The following is a 25,705-nucleotide window of genomic DNA, read 5'->3' as shown; positions in this document are numbered from 1 at the left end:
CATTTGAATTACTGTAATTGCTCATGACCAAATATGTCTTTGTGACTGGTGGCGTTGTCTCTTCATTGGGAAAAGGTATTGCTGCTGCCTCCCTGGCGGCGCTCCTCGAAACCCGTGGGATTAAAGTCACTATGCTCAAGCTGGATCCTTATATTAATGTAGACCCAGGTACCATGAGTCCATTCCAGCATGGTGAGGTATTTGTTACTGAAGATGGGGCAGAAACCGATCTCGATCTGGGCCATTACGAACGCTTCATCAGCACCAAAATGACCCGGCGTAACAATTTTACTACAGGTCAGATTTATGACAGCGTCATACGAAAGGAAAGACGCGGAGATTATCTTGGCGGAACAGTACAGGTTATTCCTCATATCACCGATGAAATCAAGCGACATATTGAAGTGGGCGCTGGCAATGCACAGGTAGCCATCGTTGAAATCGGCGGTACCGTAGGCGATATTGAGTCTCTCCCATTTCTGGAAGCCATTCGACAGATGGCAATCCAGCGTGCGCGCAATGATACCTGCTTCATTCATCTGACGCTATTACCTTATGTTGGCTCAGCCGGCGAGCTAAAGACCAAGCCAACACAGCATTCTGTCAAAGAACTCCGTGAAATCGGCATACAGCCGGATGTATTGTTATGTCGTTCTGATCGCGCATTACCCATGGATGAGCGCCGCAAAATTGCCTTGTTCACTAATGTACGTGAAGAAGCCGTGATTTCTGCAATTGATGTCGACAGTATTTACAAAATACCCGCGCTTTTGCATGAACAAATGCTGGATGAAATTATCTGCCACAAGCTAAATATTCTTGCAAAACCGGCAGTCTTAAGTATCTGGAAGAAATTAGTGGATGCCCTGGAGCATCCCAAATATACCGTAACAATTGCGCTTGTCGGCAAATATGTTGACTTGACTGAATCATACAAGTCATTATCTGAAGCCCTCATCCATGCAGGTATTCATACCTGCAGCAAGATTAATATCAGCTATGTAGATTCCGAAAGTATCGAAAAGCAGGGAACTGATTGCCTTGCCGGTGCAGATGCGATACTGGTACCCGGTGGTTTTGGTAAGCGGGGCGTTGAAGGCAAGATTATGGCCATTCATTATGCGCGCACAAATGGTATTCCCTATCTTGGTATTTGCCTCGGTATGCAACTGGCAGTCGTTGAATATGCCCGTAACAAGGCAGAAATGGAGGGCGCGCACAGCACTGAATTCAACCCCGACACCCCTTATCCTGTTATTGGCCTTATTACTGAATGGCGAACGCGCGAAGGTCGTATAGAAGTACGCAATGAAAAATCCGATATCGGTGGCAGCATGCGCTTAGGGGGACAGGAGTGTTTGTTGAAGCAAGACTCACTGGCATGGAAAGTTTATGCTGCCGATAAGATTACTGAGCGACACCGTCACCGTTATGAAGTGAATACCACCTACCTGCCCGAATTGGAAGAAGCCGGGTTACGTGTCAGTGGCTTATCCATGGAAGAAGGCCTGTGTGAAGTCATTGAATTATCGGAAAACGAACATCCGTGGTTTCTTGGCTGCCAGTTTCATCCTGAATTCACCTCCACACCGAAAGCCGGCCACTTGCTGTTTAAATCTTTTATCAAGGCAGCCATCCATTTTTCAAATTATCGTGTTATATCTGGAGAAAACAAAAAAACCTAACAAAAAAACATCACGTAAGTATTGATCTTACACACAGAGCATCCTCGTTTCGGATTGGATTGAATGCACTCAGGTTTGATCATAAACATTGATAAACAGGCTGAGTAACATAACTGCATTTCAAGCCGGCCTTCTTAGAAATATCGTTAACTAACAAATCATACAGGGAAAATGTAGCATGAGTGCAATAGTAGATGTCGTCGCCCGTGAGATCCTCGATTCTCGTGGTAATCCAACCGTGGAAGCAGATGTACTGCTTGAATCAGGTGTGTTGGGTCGCGCAGCTGTTCCATCTGGAGCATCTGTTGGTACCAGAGAAGCCGTTGAACTGAGAGATGGGGATAAACAGCGCTATTCCGGAAAGGGCGTACTCAAGGCTGTAGAAAATGTTAACACTGAAATTTCTGAAACCTTAATGGGATTAGATGCGATAGAACAAAATGCGATTGATCAAACGCTCATTGATCTTGATGGCAGCGAAAACAAATCAAGATTGGGAGCCAACGCAATTCTGGCGGTCTCACTCGCAGTAGCCAAAGCAGCTGCGGAAGAAAGTAATTTGCCATTATATCGTTATCTCGGTGGCGCCGGACCTCTCACCATGCCCGTACCCATGATGAATCTGATCAATGGAGGCGCGCACGCCAATAATAATATCAGCATGCAGGAGTTCATGATTATCCCTTTAGGGATACAGAGTTTTCGGGAAGCCGTTCGCTGTGGCGCAGAAGTATTCAGCACACTCAAAAAATTACTCAATGACAAAAACATGCCCACTACAGTTGGCGATGAAGGTGGATTTGCTCCTAATCTTGCCAGTAATGAAGCGGCGTTACAACTCATAGTACAAGCCATTGATGAGGCCGGCTATCAGCCTGGTTCAGATGTCGCTATTGGTATTGATTGTGCCAGTTCAGAATTTTTTGAAGATGGAAAATATCATCTGGCATCTGAAAACCTGCACTTAACGTCAACCCAATTCACCGACTATCTGGCCACCTGGGTGGATAAGTATCCTATTATCAGTATTGAAGATGGTATGAGCGAGCACGACTGGGACGGCTGGGCAAAGTTAACCAGCCGACTTGGCAAATCAGTTCAACTGGTAGGCGACGATATATTTGTAACCAATTCAAAAATCCTGCAAGAAGGTATTACGCAAGGTGTGGCCAATTCCATACTGATCAAGGTCAACCAGATTGGAACACTCACCGAGACTCTGGCTGCTATCGAAATGGCAAAATGTGCGGGTTATACCGCAGTGATATCGCATCGCTCCGGTGAAACCGAAGATACAACGATCGCTGATATCGCCGTAGCAACCAATGCATTACAAATAAAAACCGGGTCACTTTCGCGTTCCGATCGACTGGCTAAATACAACCAATTGCTCCGTATTGAAGCAGAACTGGGCAATACCGTAAACTATGCCGGACGGAGAGCTTATTATCAATTAAGATAATGAAATCTCTGACTTTCATACTCATTTCCCTGATTGTCTTGTTACAGCATCCGTTGTGGCTTGGCAAGGGAAATTGGTTGAAAGTGCAAGAAATGGATCGGGAAGTAATTGCAGCACGTCAAGTCAATCTTGAACTCAGAAACCGAAATGTGATCCTTGAAGCAGAGGTCAACGATCTCAAACAGGGTTATGATGCAATTGAAGAGCGTGCTCGCAGTGAACTAGGCATGATCAAACAGGATGAAATTCTGTTTCAGATTCTGGAAAGTAGCAATTAACATCCTCCCCCGCCTAAAGACAGGAGATTCCTGCTACATCTAACCCGAAATGGGGTAGATGACTTCGGTAAGTTCCTGTTGCTGACGACATGACTGCATCGTTTACCTGGCAGGCAAGCTGGGCATGTCTTGCCCTTAGAATATTCATGGCCGCGGTGAGGTCTGCATTCGTAGGAGAAATCCGTCTAACTGAAAGACAATTCAATATTTACACCGCATAATCAGCTATATCAGGGACTTGACTCTGGTCAGTACAATTTTTTGCACCAGCGTCTTATTATTGTTTAAAGTTCATTTCATTTTAAAAAAACGATTTCCAAAATCTTCTCCAAAACGAACACAATAAACTCACAACCAGGATCCGGTTTTCCGATGCAACGATCTTCCGCGTAACGAGATCTTCCTTTTTTCGCCGTGAGTTGCTGAACAGCCAGCGCCCTCTCCTTTGCAACTCTGATGAGGATTTCAAGGATCTCCTTGTTATTGTTGCTGCCGCTGCTGTTTTGTACAGAAACCGTGGAAGACGAAGACAATTGCCCACTTCGAATCAGACTGCGCAGCGGACTCAAAACATCGACCAGCGTGCGATCTCCTTCTTGCGCTCCTCCGATTTCTTGAACTGCATCGACACCAGCAGCAAGTCCTTCCAAGAAGAAGTTTTGACTGCCTGAAATGTTTTCCGAAGCTTTTTCGCAAAGTTTGCTCCCACCGACGGCAACCAAAGCGCCAATCATGGGCCCCGAACTGCCCGCGTGGGCATCGGCGATCGCGGAACCAAGTTCTGAAAACGCCTCTCGCATTTTTTCAGAAAAGTTGAGCGTGGGCAAAATGGAGAGCGCGGCTTTCATGCCACGTGAAATGCCTCGCCCCATATCACCGTCTCCGACAGCAGCGTCGAGCTCGTCGAATCTGTCGGCGGCAACATCGATGGCCTTGAAGATGGCTTCGAGCCTGGTTCGGAAAAGCGCGCCTTCTGGAGTGGATTCGACTTCGATCGCTTTTTGCTTTTCTGGTTTTTCCTGTTCTTGGGATGATGAAGACGCACATGCGGGGCCTCCTACACGCAGCGCTTCTTCAATGTTTGAACACACTGAAAAAGAAATTGATGCAGGAGAGGGATTCTTGTTGCTGTCGAAAGCGTCAAGAACTTCTTTCTGAAACACCTCCGGCGGAGAATTGTTGGAGAACAACGCAGTGAGAGAGATACCCTTCATATCAAGCGACGTCAAGAAACGGCCACAAATGAGCCGCTTGATGACGACGTTGCTGTTCTTGTTGAGAAACGCGAGGGTTCTATTCATGACGCTGTTGACGAGAATCCCCATCTCAAGTTCGGTGACACCTCCAAGATTATTTAAGGTAAGGACAACTTGCTGCTGTTGTTGTTTGGTTTCGCTCCTGGGAAGATTCGAGAGAACTTTTTGCACCATCAGTTCAGCTACTTCATCCGCTTTGATGATTGAAGTCAAACGCTTGTTTCCAGCTTCGCCATGAATGCCCAAACCCAACTCCATCTCGTTTCCCTTCAAGTCAACATTGGGTTTTGATTTCCCTGGAAGAATGCAAGATTCCAACGCAACGCCGTAGCTGTGAAAGTTTTTCGCGAGGACGCGAGCGCGCTCCGCAAGCTGGTCAACGGTAAACGAATCAAAGTTCTTGTTGCAGCGGGCGATATGTGCAAGAACAGAATAGAACAAAACTGTGCCGGCGATACCACGGCGCGCCTCTCCATCATACGCAAACGTCACATCGTCGCCGAAAACGATGCACTCGACTTTCATCCCGAACTGCGCTTTTGCCATTTGGGCAGCGAGGTTGAAGTTGATGATGTCGCCTTGATAGTTTTTAATCACGACGAGAACACCCTTTTTGCAATCCTTGAAGTATTTGAGTGTTTCGAAGACTGCTTTGTGCGAGGGTGATGCGAAAATGCCTCCGCAGACGGCACCGCTGAGAGCAAAGTTATTTCCGACAAACCCGACGTGAGCAGGTTCATGTCCGCTGCCGCCACCAGAAATGATCTGGACTTTTGCAGTGTCGATGCTTTTGACGACGATTGCGTCGGTGTTTGGCAGGCGCTGCAAATCCTGGTGGTTTTGCCAGAGAAGGCCCTTGAGAGACTCGCGGACGACGTCGGCATTTTGGTTGATGAATTTTTTCGACATTGTTAATCTTTTTTTGTTTTTTTATGTGACATGGTCAAGTAAAGCCGTACACTCCAGTTAAGCAACTTTTATCATTTTTCGGCTTCTGCTTCATATTGATTTAGACTCTTGTATCCCAGACATCGGAGTAGTTACCCCATTTTGTGCCGATCAAAGATCAAGCCACTGTCCGGTTGAATGTATCGTTGGCTTAGTGGCAGCGCTGTTGAGCTGCTAGTTACAGGTCAGAAGTGGTATGACACCCGAACGAGTAAAAGCGGGAGCGAAGCTGCAATTTTACGACATTTAGAAATCTGTTATTGATGTGTGGAAAGATGATTATCGTGGCACCTTAATTTCTTCTGATTGGTCGCCAGTCGCGATTTTCTCGATGCTGTTGAATAAATTGCGCTGATCTCTTTTACTCATCTAACAATCCATCATTGATTATTTTGCCTATTATCTCAAGTTATTGTGTGTTTTCCGACAGGCCCATTTTTGACTACGCCTTCAACAACGCGACTCTTCCGATAGCGAACCCAGCCCAACTCGGGAAGCCTGATGCGAGCATTATCATCGTCCAACTCGCAACCTTGAGAGAAACAAAAACGACTACTGATACTCTTCCTTTTGAAAGTTGGGAAGTCGACGCGTTTCTCGAAGCGGTTTTTGTAGGCTTGCAAGCACTCCATATTTCCAATTATATTAAATCTATTAAAAAATAACGATATCAAACACGGTAGTAACTATGTTTTAAGATGTACGCTCACTTGGTCTTTTTAACGAAATACCGTCAGGGCGTGTTCACCATCGAGGTGATCGACGACTGGCACGATATTTTTGCAAGCGTCTGTACCAATCTTGAGGCAGAACTGATGGAATTTGATGGTGAGCATGACCACGTTCATCCCCTGGTGAATTATCCGCCAAAACTGCCGGTATCAGTGCTGGTGAATAGTCTCAAAGGCGTGTCCGGCCGGATGATTCGAAAAAAGAACCATTCGTATATTCGCAAGAGGCTATGCAGCGGCGCATTATAGTCGCCATCTTATTTCGCAGCCTTCTTGTGGTAGTGCGCTAATTGCCAACATTCGCCAGTACATCGAACAACAAACGCCAGATTGATCGACAAGAAGCACGCCGGCGGCATCCGCACTATTCATCCGAGGGTATAAATGAAGTTCGTTTTTTTAAAACGCCGCGCACATCACTTGAGAATGAATAAATAGACCACATATCAGACAGTCGCACCTTTATCAAAATTCTTTATCAAGGAGTCATTTAATGAAAAGGGTACTTCTTTTCCTGGCAACAAACCTGGCAATTGTTGTGGTTTTGAGTATTACCCTGCGATTGCTGGGTGTCGAGAGGATTCTCGATGAACAAGGCAGTGGTTTAAACATGAATGCCTTACTGATCTTTGCAGCCGTATTTGGTTTTGGCGGCTCATTCATGTCTCTGGTTTTGTCCAAGTGGACAGCCAAGCGTTTTACAGGCGCACAGGTTATTGACCAGCCACGTAATGCACATGAACAATGGCTCGTTTCAACGGTACAGCGCCAGGCAAGAATGGCGGGGATAGGCATGCCCGAGGTCGCTATCTATGATGCACCGGACATCAATGCTTTTGCTACCGGCATGTCAAGAAATAATGCCTTAGTAGCCGTCAGTACCGGCTTACTGAATACCATGAGTCAGGATGAAGCTGAAGCAGTATTGGCACATGAAATCAGTCATGTTGCCAATGGCGATATGGTAACCCTGGCTTTAATCCAGGGCGTGGTAAATACCTTCGTTATTTTCCTGTCACGCGTGGTCGGTCACATGGTTGATCGTGTCATTTTCAAAACTGAACAAGGACATGGTCCTGCTTTCTGGGTGACCGCGATTATCGCCGAATTGGTATTGGGTGTTCTGGCAAGCGCCATTGTGATGTGGTTTAGTCGGGCACGGGAATTCCGTGCAGATGCAGGTGGCGCCAGTTTAGCCGGACGACATAAAATGATTGCCGCCTTGCGTCGGTTACAATCCACCTCGGAACAGGCACCTTTACCTCATCAACTGGCAGCATTTGGTATCGCAGGTGGCATGGGTTCGGGCATCAAACGTCTGTTTATGTCGCACCCTCCCCTGGAAGAAAGAATTGCAGCACTTGAAATGCATCGATAAATAGCCCTGAATCAATTACCTGCTGCGTCCCAAGATCTTGTCCTTCAGGACAATGATATTAGACGCAGCTAACAGCGTTTCGATGGATTCAAGCGCGTGATCAAGATTTCTGGTACAAGAGGCAAACTGAATAAGCACTGAATCATCAATAGAATGCCATACTGGATGATATCGACTTATTTGTATTACCGCGCAAGCGTACAGCTTTCATTAATCCAGCGAGCACTGGTTTCAGCTGTTGTAAAAACAGGTGTACCCTGCACGACGCTATCGAACTCGGTTTGTCCCGTGAAACGCTCAGGACTTGTAAAAGTACCTTCAGCTACCCCGGTTCCCTGAAACTGAGCATTTGTACAAACAAGCTCCACTTTGTAGTCGTTTCCTGCTCTAGTTGCATTCTTGACAGCACAACCCGATTGATTTTCATAGAAATGAGCGGGCACTTCCTGGGCAGCCATTTCCTGGGTAATGCATACTTTTGAAATTGCTGCGCCATTCTGTATCCGGGGCATCTGCAAGCCGTATTGTTCGATCAAGTGGGTTATTTGCTGCATTTGCTGCGATGGAATATGTGGCACCATTGCCAATAACTCTGATGTTGTGGTGACCTCCCATAAGCCTGGCCTGATATTATTTGTTGCCATGCTGGTTGTTGCTATCATTAATAATGAAATTAGAAACAGGATCTTGCACATAGAGTCTCCCAAAACAGGCTGTTACATCAGCCTTAAGATTTATTCGGTCAAGTTTAGATTATTTACGCTGAAACATACAAACTGATTCTCATCTAGAGAATTAATTGAAAGCATTGATGACTATTTCGAAATAGAAAAAATGGGTACTATCGGTATTTTGTCCAAGCGCTGCCTGTTGTCTCGTGCGTACAAATTCCCCGTTACTGAAATGCGAATAGCCTAAGCTGGTTTCAACGCGATGCAACTTATAGCGTGCCCGGATATCAAACGCGTGCCCAAGAAAGTTGCCACTGCTGCCGCTTTTATCGCGATTGGCACTGGCACCACCAAGGAGATTATTGAAGCGATCACTGTCACTGGCTAACCAGAACCAGCCATAACCACCATCTATACTTAAATCTTTAAATGGTTCAAATTCCAGCTTAACCTTAGGAGCTTGGATATTCTCAAAAATCATGTAGTCATCTGCGGACCAGGGACGCGCGAAGCCGAAAAAGCGTTCAAAGCGATTATTTACGTTGTCATCGGGATTGCGATCGCCACTTGCATAACCGTAAAAAACACTGATACGTGGTTTCCATTCATGTTTCAGGGTATACCCAATTTCGGCCAGGTAAGCCCAGGCCGATTTTTTTTGTAGCCCTTCGTGGCCAAATTGATAAATTATGCCGAAATCAAAATCAACCTCGGTATTAGGCAACTTGCCGTAACCCCGCATTGCAGGCGAATGAACCTTGCGTTCAATTTGGTCAGCATTTCCATCCTGAATGAGTCCCATATAATAGGGTTGCAATGTAATTATGTTTGACCATTTGCGCCAATTAATGATGCCACCATAAAACCATTGATCTTTGTTACGCTCATCAAATTGTTTGATTAAACGCGTAACCGGTTGAACACCCCATAAATCAATTTCCCAATCATTGTTTTCTTGTCCGAGATTGAGACGAAAGCCTTCAAAACTATTTGTGGTATTGCGCCACTGGTTATTGCCGAGTAGACGTCGATCCAGAACCTCCCAGGCCATCCGCCCTGCCCGGATCCTCAGTGGATGATGATTTCCCAAATCATCATGCCCCAGGGCATCTTTGAAATACAATTCGCCAAATGTCTGGATCAGCTCGAATTCGTTGGCATCCCGATTATCCAGTGAAAATTTACCGTTATAACGGCGCGCATCTTCAAATTCAGCAACCAGACGAAATGGATCAAGTATTTCCTTAATTCCCAAATACATACGTGTGCGGAGTAAAAATGGATTATCAGTTGTCAATGCAGGCCGCCGTAAGTCATTGTTTCGATATTCATAGCGCATACGATAATCCAGACCCACATCCAGCCAAATAATATCTTTGAATGCATCAATACCAGTTTTACTTAGATTACGCACGTACCTTGGAGGATCTGATTCGGGATGAGTGGCGTAACTGCGAGCACGTTGGAAATAAGTTGGCAACTGGACGATCTCTTTTACCGTAGACCGGACCGTCTGAGAAGCGGCTAGCTGCTGAATTCCTTTTTCAGCCTGAACCAAAGCATTGGATAATAGATGAACTAAAATAAAAACTATCATTTGCCAATAGAATCTCATTCTGTGCCTTAACCCCTAATGGGATAACTGGATCAAACTAATAAAACAATATCTTATTTAAAATAGGGTCAAATCAAATTAATTTTCACAATGCGGTAAATGCCTTATAGAGATTGTAGAAACTGATAATGGAAATCAACACCCCTACCAAAATAAGCAGGGTACGGGCATGAAATTTTTTGCACAGTACAGCCGCAAATGGAGCGGCGAATAGTCCTCCAAGCACCAGACCAACGATAAGGGGCCAAGTATCCGTTTCCATCAGTAATACAAAAACCGAAGCAGTGGTTAATGTCAGAAAAAATTCCGCAAAATTAACTGAGCCAATAGTTGTGCGCGGATCATTACCCGTGCCAACCAGAGTGGTAGTGACGACCGGACCCCAGCCACCACCGCCTGCCGCATCAATAAAACCTCCAAATAACGCGAGTTTACCAACATGTCTGGGTGCCTCTTTTCGGATACGAAGCTGACGAAATGCTTTACTGAAAATATAGATACCGAGCAGTAAAAGATAGGCAGATATGAAAGGCTTGAATAATGCTCCATCAATATGTGTTACCAATATTGCACCTAATATTCCTCCCAGCATTCCCGGGACCAAGAGACGTGCAAATAACTGTCTGTCTACGTTACCGAATTTGGCGTGAGAAATGCCTGAAATGCCAGTGGTAAAAATTTCTGCAATATGAACGCTCGCACTTGCTGCAGCCGGACTCGCACCTGATGCCAGTAAGAATGTGGTTGCTGTTACGCCATAAGCCATTCCTAATGCGCCATCAATAACCTGTGCAAAGAAGCCAACCGCGACAGCGCTCCAGAAAATCCTGCTGTCTATCGTGTCGGTAATTGTTTGCCAACTATTAACCCAGGTCTGGTTAAGAAAAAAACGCCCGACTAAAAACAAAACTAAAGCAATTAACACGATGGCGGCGAACCAAATAGCCATACGTAAGAATGGGTGTATGCCTGGATGGGATACGGATTCCTCAAGCGGAGGAATCCCAAGCTGTAGATGCGCTTCATTTACCGGATTTTTCGCCAAATCAAGATTTCGGATTTTCATACATGCCTCTACTCTAAATATGAATTCGTGGCACTATATCTGCGCTTGAGAAAAAGCAGAAATACTATAAAAGTATATGCTTATCCTGTTTGGTAAGATTCCTGCACAGTTCCACCACGTCATAAAAATAGACAACGAAAACAATGATAAATAAAAATTAATTGGCGTAAAAAATACAAATAAACTCGGAATTACTGGAATTGAGGCAATGTTTGCGGCCGCAAGGTCAATGTCACAATTGACCGTGAAATATTGCATCTGAAGCTTACGGATTTACATAAACACAAATTGTTAAATGGAGGCGGGCAGGCATTTTTTTATGCGCTGATGAATCATCCGAGAGCGCAATCCGTCCAGGAATGCCACTAAAATAGAAAAATCCACCTGAAAGAAATGGAAAACGCCATTTTTTACCAATAAAATACGGAATAAGCGTCAATCAGAAGTTCTTCCTGTTATTACAAGTAAGATTTTCAGTGCTGACAGCAGCCCTCTCACCCAAAAATACCGTCACCTACCTTATATCTAGCATCTCTTTGATCTAGATCAATGAAACCCATTCCGATTCGGTTCACAATCTCTACACTTACATAATAAGGAGTAAAGGAATATGAGTTCATCAGAAGAAACGAATATTGAAACAGTTAAAAAAATGGGTATTAATTTCGCGCTCATAATCGGCGTGTTGGCGGTTTTAGTTGTTGCATCGGTATATTCCGTTGCTAACATTTCAAGTTGATTTATCGGCATAGACGATATTACAGAGAAATCTACGGTCGAAGGGTTCTGGGAACGCATTATTTAATTTTGATAAAATGCGACCATGGCAAGGCAAGGCAAGGCAAGGCAAGGCAAGGCAAGGCAAGGCAAGGCAAGCAAGAATCGCTTTACCTGTAAAAGGGATCAATCGACTGTAGACAATTATACGCTCAGCTATAATCGAATAGCCTATGCTGATGACCGTCGCTTACGACCGTTTAAGGCAGATCAAGGAAGATTCTTCAAAAGACCCTCTGGATCATTTCAGAATATGAAGACCTCCTATCTAAGATAGCCTCTTATCATACACATTCAGACCTGTAACCGCCTATTCAATACATTCTTATAGGACAATCCGTTACTATCCAGATGCCATACCTGATCCTGGGAAATGACCGGCCTTAACGTCTTCCGGGAATTATCCGATATTCCAAAACGATTCCGTATAGCATGATGGTGCCGCTTATCGTACAATTGACCACAATTAAAAACGTTCCTGCCATTTACCCCGCCTTAACTAACTACTTTGATTGAAACGCCTATCGCATGACAACAATTGCGACTACAGTCAAACCAGCCTTTTTCCTTACAAACGATCAAAAATGGCTGGTTTGGCCACTTCACACTGAGCATCGCGTGGTGTCATGGGCGGTTATTGGTGGTGGATTACGGGAAACCTGTATGTTGGCATGGCATCAGGTAAAAAACAGCGATCTCCCTCTGGGTGTTGACCCGGGAACACTCATCCAGGAACGCAGGCACCGGTGTATCGATCCACATGCAACCATATTTCTCACAAGTGCGCGTCTCGACAAATTCACTCATTCCGACACACCATTGCATGATGATGCTACTACAAATATCCGCGTGGTTGCGACAGTGGGTCTCTCGAATGCCTGTCATGTAAACTCATGTCAGACGGTGACTCTGGCACCATTAGGTACCATTAATATCGGTGTGGTAACCAATCGTCAATTAACTGACGCGGCACTTTTCGAAGCATTGAGTATTACTACCGAAGCACGCACCGCGGCAGTCATAGCAGGCACACAAAAACATCGTACCCAACTCAATAATGCCACCGGCACCGGTACTGACTGCATTGCAATTGCTTCGCGAGTCCTTCCTAAAAACAATCCATCCCATGCATATTGCGGCAAACATACGGCCTTTGGCCAGGCTCTCGGACGGTGCGTTTATAGCACAGTTCTACAAGGAGTCGAAGATTGGTTACAAACACAACCCGCGACCAGCTTATACAACGATACAGGTAGCGTGTAATTGACATCCTCCCCTTCCTAAACGAAGGGGATTCCTAGCGACTTATTAAGCCGTTAAGAGTAGGTTTGTATTGCTACTGCCACTGGTTCCTGCTTCTTAGACGAAACTAACGTTTCAACTCCACAGGCTAACAAGCGATGTCCTCGCTCAAGTACATTCAAGGCACCTACCAAGTCGGCATTGGCTTTAAATCCACATTCTGTACATTCAAAAGCACTTTGGCTTTTGCGATTGTCACGATTAACATGTTGACATCCAGGGCAGGTTTGAGAGGTGTATTGAGGGTTTACCTTCAATACATCCCCGCCTGAACAAGCCTGTTTATACTCCAAGAACGAAACGAACATTCCCCATCCTTGGTCAAGAATGGATTTGTTTAGACCCGATTTCGCTTTGACGTTTTTACCATGCTTTTCAACACTGCCCTTGGCACTCTTAGACATGCTTCCTATCTTTAAATTCTCAACTACGACCATTGCGTGATTTTTGCTGATTTCGGTTGAGGTTTTGTGTAAGAAGTCTAAACGAGCATTGGCAATACGCTCATGCAGTCGGGTAATGATTTGTTTCTGCTTTTTCCAGTTAGCAGAGAAACGGACTTTTTTAGACAGCTTACGCTGTTCAAAAGCCAGTTTCTTTGATAACTTTCTGAAACTGTTTAAAGGTTCTACGTATGAGCCGTCTGACAAGGTTGCAAAGCGGGTAACGCCCATATCAACACCAATCATACTGGTTGAGCTATGACGCTTTAGCTCGGTCTCGTACTCAGTCTGAATCGACACGTACCAATAACCGCCTTTACGGGAAATCGTCATATTTTTAACGTCACCAATGACTTGGCGTGAATTACGATATTTCACCCAACCGATTTTAGGCAAGAACACTTTGCTAGACTCTTGCTCCAGCTTAAATCCTTGTGGATAACGAAAGCTGTCACTCAAACCTTTTTTCTTGAATTTTGGAATCCGTTTTAAAGGCTGTTTTTTATCAAAACCGTCTTTGAACGCTTTTTCTAAGTTTTTTAAGGCTTGTTGCAACGGTTGAGAATGAACGGTTTTTAGAAATCCATAATCTTCTGAGGATTTCCATAGCTTTAGCCAAAATGACAACTCGTTGTACCAAAGCAATGGCTGTTTCTGCTCTAATCTGAACAGATTCATTGCTAAGGCTTTATTCCAAACAAACCGATTAGCACCCGCAAACTCAACCATCTTCTGTACTTGGTCAGAATTTGGATTGAGTCGAGATTTAAAGGCTTTGCGTATAATCTGCTTCATGGTATATAATTATACCAAAAAGGAATTGGTCTATGCAAGTTAATAACGATGCAAGAACAGGAAGAAATTGCATTTTTAATCTTCATGTTCATTTGGTCTTTGTAACAAAATACCGCAGAGATGTTTTCTCCGGAAGGGTATTAATTGATTTGGAAGAAATATTTAAAAATGTGTGTTTGGATTTTGAAGCAGAATTGGTGGAATTTAACGGTGAGCATGATCATATTCACCTTTTAGTTAACTATCCACCAAAAATTGCTATTTCTAACTTGGTAAATAGTTTGAAAGGCGTTTCAAGCCGACTTATTCGCAAAAAGAATTATCCCGAAATTAAAAATAAGCTTTGGGGTAATATGCTTTGGAGTCCAAGCTATTTTGCGGGTAGTTGTGGTGGAGCACCACTCTCGATTATTAAGCAATATATTGAACAACAGCAAAGACCGCATTAAACAGGCTTCGCCTGTGCGCTTATATCTCCGCCCTGAAGGACGAAGTTTTACGCGCTATTTGATAAAATGCATGCTTCTCTCGTACACGAGAGACAGTCATAATTGGGCCGAACCCGGACACAACCGGGTTACCTTTTTAATGTAATCTGTCTTACTGCATCTGGATAAAAGCAAATCATGCTTAAACGTGCGTCAGAACAGGATATTTTTGTAAAAGTCTCACTCTATATGACTGCCTATTTGGAAAAACAATGGGCTATGGACCATTAATATGGTACGGCCGTTACACCGTTACTATCTTCACTCACTTAATGATATGATCAACGCCCACACAAATTGCCTTAAATAAGCGTATGCCACGATCTGATGTCCGCACAAGGACCATGCCTGCGGCAAGCCGTCGCGAGCAACTGGCCTGGTGTTTCTATGATTTTGCCAATTCTGGTTATACCACTGTGGTATTGACTGCCATATTCAATGCCTACTTTGTTGGCGTCGTAGCTGTCAGCGTTAATATCACCAATCCAGGTACCGCAACCCTGCTGTGGACGCTTACCATGGCAACTGCAAACGCGATCGTACTCTTTAGCGCACCGATTTTGGGCGCCATCGCCGACTACGCCGCGGGTAAGAAGCGTTTTCTCCTCGTCAGCACGCTTGGCTGTGTTCTTTTTACTGCACTACTGAGCCTGGTAGGACCGGGTGATGTGAAACTGGCTATTTTTCTGGTTATTCTGGCTACGATCATGTTCTCAACAGGAGAAAATCTCATCGCGGCCTTTCTGCCCGAAATTACCACGCCGGATAATATGGGGCACCTATCCGGTCTTGGCTGGACAATCGGCTATCTTGGTGGTCTGGTAACACTCGGCTGTTGCCTTATTTATGTGCAATGGTCACAAACACAGGGAGGTAACGCGGCCGACTATGTACCCATGACCAATCTGATTGTGGCCGTTATATTTGCCCTCGCCGCCACACCTACTTTTCTCTGGCTCAAGGAACGTGCGATTGCCAGGCAAAAACAAACCATCATGGGCTATTTCAAAGTGGGTTACCGGCGTTTGTACCATACGATCGTCAATGCGCGTGAACATCAAGATCTGTTCCGTTTTCTCATCACACTGACCATCTATCACGCTGGCATCAACACCGTAATCGTGCTGGCCGCTGTCTATGCTCAGGAAGTAATGGGTTTCGAAACCAATGATACATTGATGCTGATTCTTATCGTCAACGTCACTGCGGCTATCGGCGCTTTTACTTTCGGCCAGCTGCAAGACCGGATAGGATCAAAAAATTGTCTTGCCATGACACTGGTTATCTGGATAATCGCTATTCTATTGGCCTATAACGCGACAACCACCGACCTTTTCTGGCTCGCAGCCAATCTGATCGGTATCGCCCTCGGTGCCAGCCAATCCGCGAGCCGAGCGCTTGTGGGCCAGTTTTCTCCACCACAGCGTAGCGGCGAATTTTTTGGCTTATGGGGACTGGCAGTAAGACTGGCCGCAATTATCGGACCGTTAAGCTATGGTGCAGTAATTTTCATACTGGATGGCAATCATCGCCTCGCCATACTCTCCACACTCGCCTTTTTCATACTCGGATTATTATTGCTGATGACTGTCAACGAACAGCGCGGACGACAATCGGCCAAGGCAAACGCCTTAGCTTAGTAGCTTATTAAACCTGACTCGGGTGTAATAGGCTGCGGGCACATTCAATCGGACAAGCCATCAATCCAGTGACAGATTAAAATGGTGATAGTGTAGCTACCAGGTCCAGTTGCCACCAACACCTTCAGCGACTAACAGCGAAAGTATCGCAAGCAGCAACACAATAACCCATTTCAGATGATGTGCAATGCTGCGTAATAATATTTTGGTTTCTTCATCCACGTGATATCTCCCTTGACTGATTCAGTGAGTATAGCGACATATGGTCAGAAAAATTACGATCATTCTGTTTTCTGAACTATGACATAATCGAATAAACTGAACAAGAAATACTGGCTCCATTTCGCTTCGATCATCAGGTTTTTTTCAATTTGGTTTCAGCCCTGTTAAATTGAAAAAAATTAACAAATTTCAGAACCATAACAGTTGAAAGCTAGTCCAATATGCAGTCGCGTTCGTTTGATAAATACATGGTTCAGTCATAAGGTAAGACCTTTGCAAAACCCCAATAGCTGTAAAATCAATCCTTTATAATCAATAGGTTGAAATTTATAGCGAGGGTTTTTGCAAAAGTCTCAAGTTATATATTGCTATTCGCTTTACAGCACGATCAGAAAATCTGTGCTTTGCTTGCAGATCAATCGAATAAATTTTTTGGCAGGCTGTTTAATCTCTAATGGGTGATCACGTAAACGGAATAATTCTCTAAAAACGGCAATGTGTATTCGAAATACATAGGAGACTAAATCCCGTGTCATTAATAGAAGCACTACAAAATCCAATACTTTTTCATCACCCCGTTACGAAATTTAAGGTGATCGAAACACATATTTCGTGGGTGCTTTTAACGGGACAGTATGCCTATAAGATAAAGAAACCGGTTAATTTTGGCTTCCTTGATTTTTCATCACTTAAAAAACGTCATTTCTACTGCAAAGAAGAAGTCAGGCTTAATCAGCGTCTAGCACCTCGTTTGTATCTGGAAGTCGTTGCAATTTATGGTTCAGCTGAACAACCCAATTTAGATGGGCAAGGCTCTGCTATTGAGTACGCAGTCAAGATGTTGCAGTTTCCACAATCAGTACAGCTGGATCGCTTCCTGGCAAAGCAGACGCTACCCCATCATATCATCAATAAATTGGCTAAAATAGTTGCTGATTTTCATTTATCCATTGAATCAGCTCCAGATAATAGCGAACTTGGTAGTCTGGAACACATCCAGCAACTTGTGATAGAGAATTTCCAACACATCCATTTATGCAGCCATGCTGTAACCGCCTCTTCTATCCTAATGAAATTGGAACAATGGAGTAGGCAGCAATTAGATGAATTAACTGAAATTTTCCAACAACGCAGATCTCAGGGATTCATCCGAGAATGCCATGGTGATATGCATCTAAAAAATATTGCGTTATGGAATGATGACATTATTATCTTTGATTGTATCGAATTTAATAAAAGTTTCTTCTGGATAGATGTCATGAATGATATTGCTTTCCTGGCAATGGATTTTGAAGCTCGGCAACATGATATCCTAACCACTCGCTTTCTGAATCGTTATCTAGAGATAACTCGAGATTACTCTGGTGTACAATTACTACGGTTTTATAAGGTCTATCGAGCACTTGTACGAGCAAAGGTAGCCGCCCTACGCGCAAATCAGAAACCAGCTGGCACTCAAAAACAAAGCAAAATTTCCCAGGACTTCCTGTCATATTTGAAACTGGCTGAACGTTATATTAATCCCATAACACCCTGTTTACTGATTAATCATGGCTTATCCGGATCCGGAAAATCATTTGTGAGTCACATGCTGCTGGAAAAATATCCGGCGATACGGATACGCTCGGATGTAGAGCGCAAACAATTATTTAATACACCAACAAACCAGGGCCAGACCCATTCTAATATTCCTGAACAGGGCATTTATACATTTGCGGCAACACGCAAGACTTATGCACAGTTAACGAAGATAGCCCGAGATTTACTCATGGCGGGCTATTCTGTCATTGTCGATGCAGCCAATTTAAAACAGCAGCAGCGCCAGCTGCTGATTGAACTCGCCGATTTATTGCGCATTCCCTATTTAATAATCGATTATCAGGCATCTGTCAAAACACTGCATCAACGAATTAAGGACCGTATACAGCACGCTGATGATGTATCCGATGCAACCTCTGCCGTTTTAGAGTATCAAATCAAAATAGCGGAACCATTTTCAAGCGCGGAACGATTACGCGTGCTCACGATAGACACAGAGAAAGAAATAAAAATTGACGACATCATTCACCATATACAAGAAAAAATCATTCAGCCTTAAATCTGATTAGAGACCTTTGCAAAACCCCAATAGTTGAAAAATTAACCCTTTATAATCAATAGATTAAAACTTATGGTGAAGGCTTTTGCAAAAGCCTCGATTATTACGTATGGACTAGCTTAATGCACCAGGTTTCCATTTTTATTGAGTGAATACTGCCTTTAATATCATCAGCTAACGAATGGGTAAATAATAAAAGCACTGATCACTTTACCAGAGCTATATCAACAATATCCGGGCAACATATCATGAGTAAAGATCTCGAAAACATGCTGGATGTCATCCGATCGGAAGCGAAATGTACGGCTTCTTATACAGGCAGAGAAGCTTTTGATAAACGTGTCATGCAAGCCATTCAGGCAGTCGATAGAGCCGCCTTTCTCCCCTCTCACTATAAAAAACAAGCCTATGATAATAGCCCATTACTGATTGGCCATGGGCAGACTATCTCACAGCCTTATATAGTCGCACTCATGACTGATTTACTGGATCTTACACCAGAGGATACTGTGCTGGAAATTGGCACGGGCTCTGGCTATCAAACAGCCATCCTGGCTCGATTAGCACAACAAATCTTTACCATCGAAAAAATTCTGGAATTGGCGGATTCCTCCAAACGACGGCTAAAGGAACTAGGCTATCAGAACGTCAAAGTACGCTGTGGTGACGGTTACTATGGCTGGAAGGAAAAAGCACCCTTTGATGCAATTATAGTAACAGCCGCCGCCACTCATATGCCTCAAAACCTGCTTGATCAACTCAAATCGGGGGGACGAATGATTATTCCAATTGGCTTACCCTATATGCATCAGGAACTGATGCTAGCCTCTAAAGATAAAGCGGGGAAAATAAAAACAGAATCAATCCTTGATGTTGCTTTTGTTCCATTAATCGTGGAAGACAGCGCTGTTTCAAATTAATGTATACTATAAACTGCTTCTGATCCAAACCCGAAAGCAATGCACACAATAGCCATGGCAATAGTCAGAGTAAAAATATCATATTTTTTCTGTTAAAAAAGTGCCATTACTGGCTTAATCATAAGTTATTTATATCAATTTCTGGTAATTCTGGTAATCTATTATTTGATTCTCTTAGCATTTTGCGAAGCTATCCGAATCAAGGCTGGCCGTTTCTGACGGTTGAATCTTTCCGAGTCCCTCGGCATAACTGCTGGATGACCCTTTTTATTTTTAATAGGATAATAACCAATGAAAAAGATTATCAAGTCACTGCTGATACTATTCGTAATGTTTTCATTGTCACCCAATCTGGCAATGGCACATGATTATCCTGGGCAGGTAGGTGAAAAACTCGGTATGGGGATTGCCAATGTCGTCACTGGCTTTGTAGAAATTCCTAAGACCATGATAGTCACCGGTAAACAAGAAGGCGCGACTTATGGTGTGACCGCCGGATTTTTTACTGGGATTGTACACATGCTCGGACGCACCCTAAGTGGCGCGGTTGATATCGTCACATTCATGGTGCCCACTACACCAATCGTTAAGCCGCCATATGTCTGGGATAATTTCCACAGAGAAACAACTTATACGCCCTGGAAAATGCGCTAGAAAATATTTCAAAAACGTTCGCATCATGGCATATTCTTTATGCATTTATGCCATGATGAACCATATCAGCAATTTCTGCTGTTCCTATTTTCCCCAACATATCTGAACACGAACAAAAAAAGATCAAAAAGATATCAGACCGCAACTCCAAGCTATTCCAAAACAGCCTCTCAAAGCCCGAAATATCCAAAAGACCGCTGCATAACTGTTATCTCGGGCTGGATAAGATTTTTAAGTGTTTGATTTATCAATGCTGCAAGTAATCAGAAAAGCTCAAAAACACAGTTATGCAGCGGTCTTTCCAATGAGACTTTTGCAAAAATCCTCGCCAGAAATTTTCGACTATTGATTATAAATAGGTTAATTTTTCAACTATTGGGGTTTTGCAAAGGTCTCTTGATATACCTGCATCTCACGCTCGATTGTTACATAAAATTACGCGTATGCAGCGCAGATAGCGCTTGCGCGGCCTCCTCATCAAAACCAATCTTACGTAAGCGGCGTATACGTCCCTGACCCATATCCGCAATCAGCACCTGAACCTTCTCCCATCCAGTACGCAATGCTTCCGGCTCCCATGATCCAGCAGCGAGCAGCACTAAAGCATCAAACACCTCCTCGTTGAGGCCAGCGGTATTGATAAGCGCATCATGGCGATGCTCAATAACATCCGCCAATCGTCCAAGCAATGCAGGCTCTTCATGTACATGTTGCGTGAGGTGAGCAAGACCAAATGCAACGTGACGCGCCTCATCTTGTCCAACAAGCCGCGCGATTTCACGTGTAATCGGATCGGGTGCATGCTGTTGCAGAAACGATAGCAGCGACAGAAAACTACCTTCTCCAAGCACTGACAGTAACATCGCTGAGAGTGCAAAATCAGGCTCATCGATCAACGTCTTTAGCGAAGATTGACCGCCAACAGTTGACAGGCCAAGTTTCGAACGTTTTAACAAGGCACGCCGCGTAAATACCTCAATGTGACGCGCTTCATCAGCAGCCTGGATAGCTAAAAGCTGCATTACCTCACGAAAATGAGGATGCACCTGAGAAGCGAAACGGGCCGGAATTACTAGCGCTGCGGTCTCATTTTCTATGAGATAGGTCATGACCTGCACAACCGCATCCTCAACTTCATCACAAATATCGCAAGATGCATTCCAAGGAATCGCCGTGGCAGGATTCCACTGCGATGCCGCCGCCTGAGCATACAATCGAGCAGCCTCCTTAACCCAAACTTCGGCACGTGTATCGAGTGGAAAATCGAAGATTGGCATACCCGCTTCAACGGTCGCGCTGCGGCCCGCAAGTCCCCAGTAAGCAGATGCATGCGCCGCCGGTACTTTGGCATCTCCCGTCGCTGTCGCGCCACGCCAGCGACCAGCTTCGACGTTGCCACGGTGAATCAATGCCACGGGACCATCCACGGCAGCCTGCAAAATTTCAATATCATGGCCCTGCACGCGGCACCAAGCACGCAAATGAACGGCAAGCGTTGGCGCATTCCCATGCACAGCGACCGGAATAGCCCGTGGTGCCGTACGTAACGCGCGTTTTATCATGAGGTGACCACCTTGATCCAATCCCAGGCTACCCAGATCAACTGCAAATACCTTACGCTCTATCATGCACACTGTTTGCTTAATTTGGTTACAAAGGCATCGACAGTCCCAAATCGATCAATGGCGCGTGCTAGTAGCGCATATTTTTCAGTACGACCTGGCTTCCATACCTTTAACCCTTCAAGGTCCAGCAATGAACGCACCGTCGGGTCGTCGTAAGACATGGACAGCAACAGCTCACGAAAACGCATAATGGTATCTTCGAGTGGACCATCGAGTACCGTAAAGTTGCAGTGATCATACTCGTCAGTCTGCGCCAAAATACGCGTACTACCCGATGATAAGGTACCTTCTTTTGAAAACAACAGATGGTTCCCATCGATCATACAAGCCGCATCTACTGTGCCTTCAATTAACGCCTTCGCCGCATCACGCTCACCGCCTATATGATCACCATGCTTGCCGACCAAAACATCAAACGGGCGCACAGTGAAGTCTTTTCCCGGCTCTAGTCCAGCTTCCGCCAGATGAATCAATGGAATGAGAGATGCTTGCGGCGAGTCGGAAGCACCCACTGCAACCGTTTTACCACGCAAAGCTTCAATCGAGTCAATCGATGAATCACTGCGCACCACAATGACACTGGTCAGATCACAATCGGTGTCACGCATCGCAAGCGCTTCAACTTGTCGACCTACCCGGGCGGCAATGCGTTCCGTCTGCAACCATGCCAGTGGAGAATTCCACGCAACATGATAATGACCAGCAAACTGTCCCGCGACCTGTCGTTCATAATTTGAATACAGGATGTAGTCAAGATCAAATCCATGCGCAGCGAACCATTTCTGAAAGCCATCCCAGATGGTGATAACTTTAGGATCATACGCAACCGCCCCGATCAATAATGTATTGGACATTGTTTGTACTCTCAGAAGATCGGCAAGCCACAAATGGTTTTACCGATAAAATCATATAATTGATCCGTGGTTGGTGCCATCACCGTACCGGCACGAGCATCACGAAAGCGTCGTTCCACACCCACTTCGCGCCGAAATGCAGCACCACCACAAACCCGCATCGCTGTATCCAGTACCTGAGTCGCAGATTCGCCGGCTGCCGCCTTACATTCCAGTACACGCAGCATCGCATCCTCCCGATTCGTTTCTATGGCATCAAGCGTATCCAGCCACAAGCAACGTGTTTGATCAGTAGCGATCCGCATCCGCGCCAGATATGCTCGAATTGTAGGCAGATCGCATAACACTGAATCAAGGTGCTCATAACATGTATCCGATGCGTGTTTGCACGCAGCAGTTGTTGCCCCTTCCATCAATCCGATCCCGGCTGCCGCGGTCATCACATTAAATAGCGGCAGCACCGTATCCAACATAATTGTGAGACCTTCGCCATCCTTCCCAAGCATATTGTTCTCAGACACTCTAACATCATCAGCCGTGACGGGTGTCGAGTCATTGCCGCGTAACCCCAGACCATCGAAACTATCCGGTGCCGAAATACCCCTGCTATTTCTCGGGACCAGCCAGAGCGTGCTTGCGCCTTTAGCAGCAATAGGCTTACTCGACCACACGTACAATGTCGCATGATGAGCTGACGTGACCCAGCTTTTCTTTCCATTCAAGTAAATATCATGCTCGCCGCGCACAGCTGTACCCACTGGCGCCCAAAAATAACTGCGCGATCCCGTCTCCGAGAAAGCCAATGTACCTAGGTGTTTCCCCTCTGCGAACTGCCTGCGCACTTCCTCCGAGCCATATTTCTCGACAACCCCCGCTGCTGCAAAATGCATGCACAGAATCATTGCCGTCGATCCACATTCGCGCGCAAAACGTTCAACAACCATTGCAGCAGCGCGAGGTCCTTCTCCCATCCCTCCCATATCTCTGGCGCTAATCAATCCAAGCAATCCGGCATCACGCAGTGCATCAATCGTTAACTGCGGAAATAGGCCTTTCTTGTCAATCTCAGGCGCAGCTGTTGCTACAATTCCTGTTGCAATTTCTTCAACGATATTAAAATACTCAGCCATAGATTCTCTATTAATTTAGTTACTCATATTGGATACTGTCGAGTGATCCTATCATCACGGCCATTACAAGATTGCTAAATGACACTAATCGGATTTTTAAACGTATCTGTCCTATACCCTATACATGAAAATTTAATAACAGGAAATATCGCTCTCAGTTTATAATCCGGGTAACAAAAAAATAATAACCATAAAGAAAACAATTGATCTCTATCCTATTACCTACAATACATTAATACCCCCACGATTATATTCAGACCTAATGAGACTTTTGCAAAAGCCCTCACCAGAAGTTTTTGGCTATTGATTATAAAGGGCTAATTTTTCAACTATTGGGGTTTTGCAAAGGTCTCCTAATTTCTATTTTTCCATTTCCAACGTAACAATACACGTAATTGCCTGAATTCTTCTGCATCAATCCCATCCGGCAGAATTACGATACTGCGCGAAAAAAAACAATTATCGGGTTTTAGGTTCATGACAATCAGGTAAGAAGCAACAAAGGTGTTGGCTAGAATAGTACAGACCATCAATCGACCACAACGAGTTTCAAGTGTACATCGTAACTCATCAGATAGCTCGAAAGCCACTATTGCCCCAGCCGTATTAAGCAAGCCATACCGCCCCAGATTGAAAGCCAAACTACACGCCAGCGCTGCTGCTCCGATCAGTTGAATACTCATCGGTAGTGGGAGCAGGCATACTAAAACAAATGCAATACCATGCGCCATACTAAGTATGGCTGTCAGTCGTGTCGAAGGCCTCAGACGAACAGATAAAGCAGTCATATGACTAAAAAGATGGTCTCGAAACTGCAGGCCTGGACTCATCATCAGACAATGCTTCTACGCTCAGCATAATAATTTCGATTTCTTCGATAATTTCTTCCTGGCGTAATCTGTTGTATCGTAAACGTAGCCTGGCTTCATCTTTCTTTAAACGGTGAATGGCTCTATCCATGTGCTCTAATCGCTTATGATTTTCCATCATTAACGAGGAATAAAATACTTCATGCAATACAGCATACAAATACTGATCGGTTAGTTCAGAAAGAAATAACGAGGGTTCCAGATTTAATTGAGGCGGATGAGAATAAGCTGATTTTGTGTCAAGCGTCGTCAACGGCAGCAATTGACGCAACCTAATCTGATCACTTTTATTATCATAATAAACTACACTGATGCAGGCTATCTTTGCCAGCTCTAGTTGTCGCTGCAATCGGTTTAATACCGCGCTCAGACGCAGTAAAGTAACAGGGACTTCCTCTGCTACACTATGACCTGCGATAAAATCGCTAATCCGCGCATCATCGTGCAACTTGGCTTCCAGCCGGCGCCCTACTGCCAATAACAATGTATCAGCCTGCGGCGCATTCATATTCAGAAACTGCAGCAAAGATTCATTGAAATTACCGCAAAAACCACGCTCTGAACCAATAATAATCCAGAGTTGCTGTAAATCATCTGCGGACCTGTACATTTGTGGATAGAAAGCCAACAAATCCTGTGCGGCCGATTCAATACTGGCTACTGCACGATGTTGTGTGGCCGAGAAAGTTTCTAGCTTATGAATTTCAAGCAGAGCCAGATTCTTCATCGCACTCATAATACCGTCGATCTCATCCAGCGTTGCCAGTCGCTCCTTCACTTCGCGTCGCTTACTCATTA

The 25,705-nt window shown here is 44.7% G+C and carries 22 protein-coding genes and 1 pseudogene; 12 read left to right on the top strand and 11 right to left on the bottom strand.

Annotated elements, in window-relative coordinates:
- Nucleotides 1–23 precede the first annotated feature (23 nt).
- From BUQ89_RS06265 to ftsB, 3 genes are all read left to right on the top strand, one after another.
- A complete protein-coding gene (locus BUQ89_RS06265) occupies nt 24–1,685 on the top strand; it encodes a CTP synthase (protein WP_028461874.1) in 1,662 nt (553 codons plus the stop codon).
- Between the two features lie 178 nt (nt 1,686–1,863).
- Nucleotides 1,864–3,147: a phosphopyruvate hydratase gene (gene eno, locus BUQ89_RS06260; protein ID WP_028461875.1), complete on the top strand. Its 1,284-nt coding sequence runs from the start codon at nt 1,864–1,866 to the stop codon at nt 3,145–3,147.
- Nucleotides 3,147–3,425: a cell division protein FtsB gene (ftsB, locus tag BUQ89_RS06255; protein ID WP_028461876.1), complete on the top strand. Its 279-nt coding sequence runs from the start codon at nt 3,147–3,149 to the stop codon at nt 3,423–3,425. Before eno ends, ftsB begins: the two co-directional genes overlap by 1 nt.
- A gap of 296 nt (nt 3,426–3,721) precedes the next feature.
- On the opposite strand, the gene BUQ89_RS06250 is transcribed toward ftsB, so the two are convergent.
- A complete protein-coding gene (locus BUQ89_RS06250; protein WP_028461877.1) occupies nt 3,722–5,590 on the bottom strand; it encodes a dihydroxyacetone kinase subunit DhaK in 1,869 nt (622 codons plus the stop codon).
- A gap of 708 nt (nt 5,591–6,298) precedes the next feature.
- Here BUQ89_RS06250 and tnpA (BUQ89_RS06240) point away from each other — a divergent pair.
- Both tnpA (BUQ89_RS06240) and htpX read left to right on the top strand, forming a co-directional pair.
- Nucleotides 6,299–6,694 (top strand): annotated as a pseudogene (gene tnpA / locus BUQ89_RS06240) (IS200/IS605 family transposase).
- Nucleotides 6,695–6,853: 159 nt separating this feature from the next.
- Nucleotides 6,854–7,738 (top strand): protease HtpX, encoded by an 885-nt coding sequence (htpX, locus tag BUQ89_RS06235; RefSeq protein ID WP_028461879.1) that lies wholly within the window; start codon nt 6,854–6,856, stop codon nt 7,736–7,738.
- 185 nt (nt 7,739–7,923) lie between these two features.
- Here htpX and BUQ89_RS06230 read toward each other — a convergent pair whose 3' ends face one another.
- The 3 genes from BUQ89_RS06230 to BUQ89_RS06220 form a co-directional block, all read right to left on the bottom strand.
- Nucleotides 7,924–8,433, bottom strand: coding sequence for a DUF3617 domain-containing protein (locus BUQ89_RS06230; RefSeq protein WP_028461880.1), 510 nt, complete (start codon nt 8,431–8,433; stop codon nt 7,924–7,926).
- 100 nt (nt 8,434–8,533) lie between these two features.
- Nucleotides 8,534–10,006, bottom strand: a complete 1,473-nt coding sequence (locus BUQ89_RS06225) for an alginate export family protein (RefSeq protein WP_245812920.1) — start codon at nt 10,004–10,006, stop codon at nt 8,534–8,536.
- 103 nt (nt 10,007–10,109) lie between these two features.
- Nucleotides 10,110–11,090 carry a sulfite exporter TauE/SafE family protein gene (locus BUQ89_RS06220; RefSeq protein WP_028461882.1) on the bottom strand — a complete coding sequence of 327 codons (981 nt, stop codon included), beginning with the start codon at nt 11,088–11,090 and terminating at the stop codon, nt 10,110–10,112.
- A gap of 610 nt (nt 11,091–11,700) precedes the next feature.
- Between BUQ89_RS06220 and BUQ89_RS14370 the strand changes: the two genes are divergently transcribed.
- Nucleotides 11,701–11,829, top strand: coding sequence for a hypothetical protein (locus tag BUQ89_RS14370; protein ID WP_256205455.1), 129 nt, complete (start codon nt 11,701–11,703; stop codon nt 11,827–11,829).
- Nucleotides 11,830–12,395: 566 nt separating this feature from the next.
- A complete protein-coding gene (locus tag BUQ89_RS06210; protein ID WP_051537629.1) occupies nt 12,396–13,130 on the top strand; it encodes an adenosylcobinamide amidohydrolase in 735 nt (244 codons plus the stop codon).
- Between the two features lie 53 nt (nt 13,131–13,183).
- Here BUQ89_RS06210 and BUQ89_RS06205 read toward each other — a convergent pair whose 3' ends face one another.
- On the bottom strand, nt 13,184–14,407 hold the full coding sequence (locus BUQ89_RS06205; protein ID WP_074202531.1) for an RNA-guided endonuclease InsQ/TnpB family protein: 1,224 nt from the start codon (nt 14,405–14,407) through the stop codon (nt 13,184–13,186).
- A 32-nt stretch (nt 14,408–14,439) separates the two neighbouring features.
- On the opposite strand from BUQ89_RS06205, the gene tnpA (BUQ89_RS06200) reads away from it, so the two are divergent.
- Nucleotides 14,440–14,856: an IS200/IS605 family transposase gene (tnpA, locus tag BUQ89_RS06200; RefSeq protein ID WP_074202530.1), complete on the top strand. Its 417-nt coding sequence runs from the start codon at nt 14,440–14,442 to the stop codon at nt 14,854–14,856.
- Nucleotides 14,857–15,209: 353 nt separating this feature from the next.
- On the top strand, nt 15,210–16,535 hold the full coding sequence (locus BUQ89_RS06195) for an MFS transporter (RefSeq protein WP_028462109.1): 1,326 nt from the start codon (nt 15,210–15,212) through the stop codon (nt 16,533–16,535).
- 96 nt (nt 16,536–16,631) lie between these two features.
- Here the strand turns inward: BUQ89_RS06195 and BUQ89_RS14365 are convergent, their stop codons facing one another.
- Nucleotides 16,632–16,757: a hypothetical protein gene (locus tag BUQ89_RS14365; RefSeq protein WP_256205459.1), complete on the bottom strand. Its 126-nt coding sequence runs from the start codon at nt 16,755–16,757 to the stop codon at nt 16,632–16,634.
- Nucleotides 16,758–17,286: 529 nt separating this feature from the next.
- On the opposite strand from BUQ89_RS14365, the gene BUQ89_RS06190 reads away from it, so the two are divergent.
- From BUQ89_RS06190 to BUQ89_RS06180, 3 genes are all read left to right on the top strand, one after another.
- Entirely contained in the window at nt 17,287–18,855 is a 1,569-nt protein-coding gene (locus tag BUQ89_RS06190; RefSeq protein WP_051537658.1) for a bifunctional aminoglycoside phosphotransferase/ATP-binding protein, read from the top strand.
- Nucleotides 18,856–19,103: 248 nt separating this feature from the next.
- Nucleotides 19,104–19,775 (top strand): protein-L-isoaspartate(D-aspartate) O-methyltransferase, encoded by a 672-nt coding sequence (locus BUQ89_RS06185; protein WP_036573591.1) that lies wholly within the window; start codon nt 19,104–19,106, stop codon nt 19,773–19,775.
- Between the two features lie 291 nt (nt 19,776–20,066).
- A complete protein-coding gene (locus tag BUQ89_RS06180; protein WP_028462106.1) occupies nt 20,067–20,429 on the top strand; it encodes an exosortase system-associated protein, TIGR04073 family in 363 nt (120 codons plus the stop codon).
- Between the two features lie 425 nt (nt 20,430–20,854).
- Here BUQ89_RS06180 and BUQ89_RS06175 read toward each other — a convergent pair whose 3' ends face one another.
- The 5 genes from BUQ89_RS06175 to BUQ89_RS06155 form a co-directional block, all read right to left on the bottom strand.
- The gene (locus BUQ89_RS06175; RefSeq protein WP_028462105.1) at nt 20,855–22,057 is read right to left on the bottom strand and encodes a ferritin family protein; all 1,203 of its coding nucleotides are present in this window, start codon (nt 22,055–22,057) and stop codon (nt 20,855–20,857) included.
- The gene (locus tag BUQ89_RS06170; protein WP_036573588.1) at nt 22,054–22,908 is read right to left on the bottom strand and encodes a phosphate/phosphite/phosphonate ABC transporter substrate-binding protein; all 855 of its coding nucleotides are present in this window, start codon (nt 22,906–22,908) and stop codon (nt 22,054–22,056) included. Before BUQ89_RS06170 ends, BUQ89_RS06175 begins: the two co-directional genes overlap by 4 nt.
- Nucleotides 22,909–22,919: 11 nt before the next feature.
- Nucleotides 22,920–24,038 (bottom strand): acyl-CoA dehydrogenase family protein, encoded by a 1,119-nt coding sequence (locus BUQ89_RS06165; protein ID WP_028462104.1) that lies wholly within the window; start codon nt 24,036–24,038, stop codon nt 22,920–22,922.
- A 353-nt stretch (nt 24,039–24,391) separates the two neighbouring features.
- The gene (locus BUQ89_RS06160) at nt 24,392–24,826 is read right to left on the bottom strand and encodes a protein YgfX (RefSeq protein ID WP_036573584.1); all 435 of its coding nucleotides are present in this window, start codon (nt 24,824–24,826) and stop codon (nt 24,392–24,394) included.
- A gap of 4 nt (nt 24,827–24,830) precedes the next feature.
- Complete coding sequence (locus BUQ89_RS06155; protein ID WP_051537657.1) at nt 24,831–25,703, bottom strand: F0F1 ATP synthase subunit gamma; 873 nt, start codon at nt 25,701–25,703, stop codon at nt 24,831–24,833.
- Nucleotides 25,704–25,705: the final 2 nt, after the last annotated feature.

Source organism: Nitrosomonas cryotolerans ATCC 49181, assembly GCF_900143275.1.
Lineage (GTDB): Bacteria > Pseudomonadota > Gammaproteobacteria > Burkholderiales > Nitrosomonadaceae > Nitrosomonas > Nitrosomonas cryotolerans.
The sequence above is the reverse complement of the archived record's forward strand: the minus strand, read 5'-3'. Positions and strand labels throughout refer to the sequence as shown.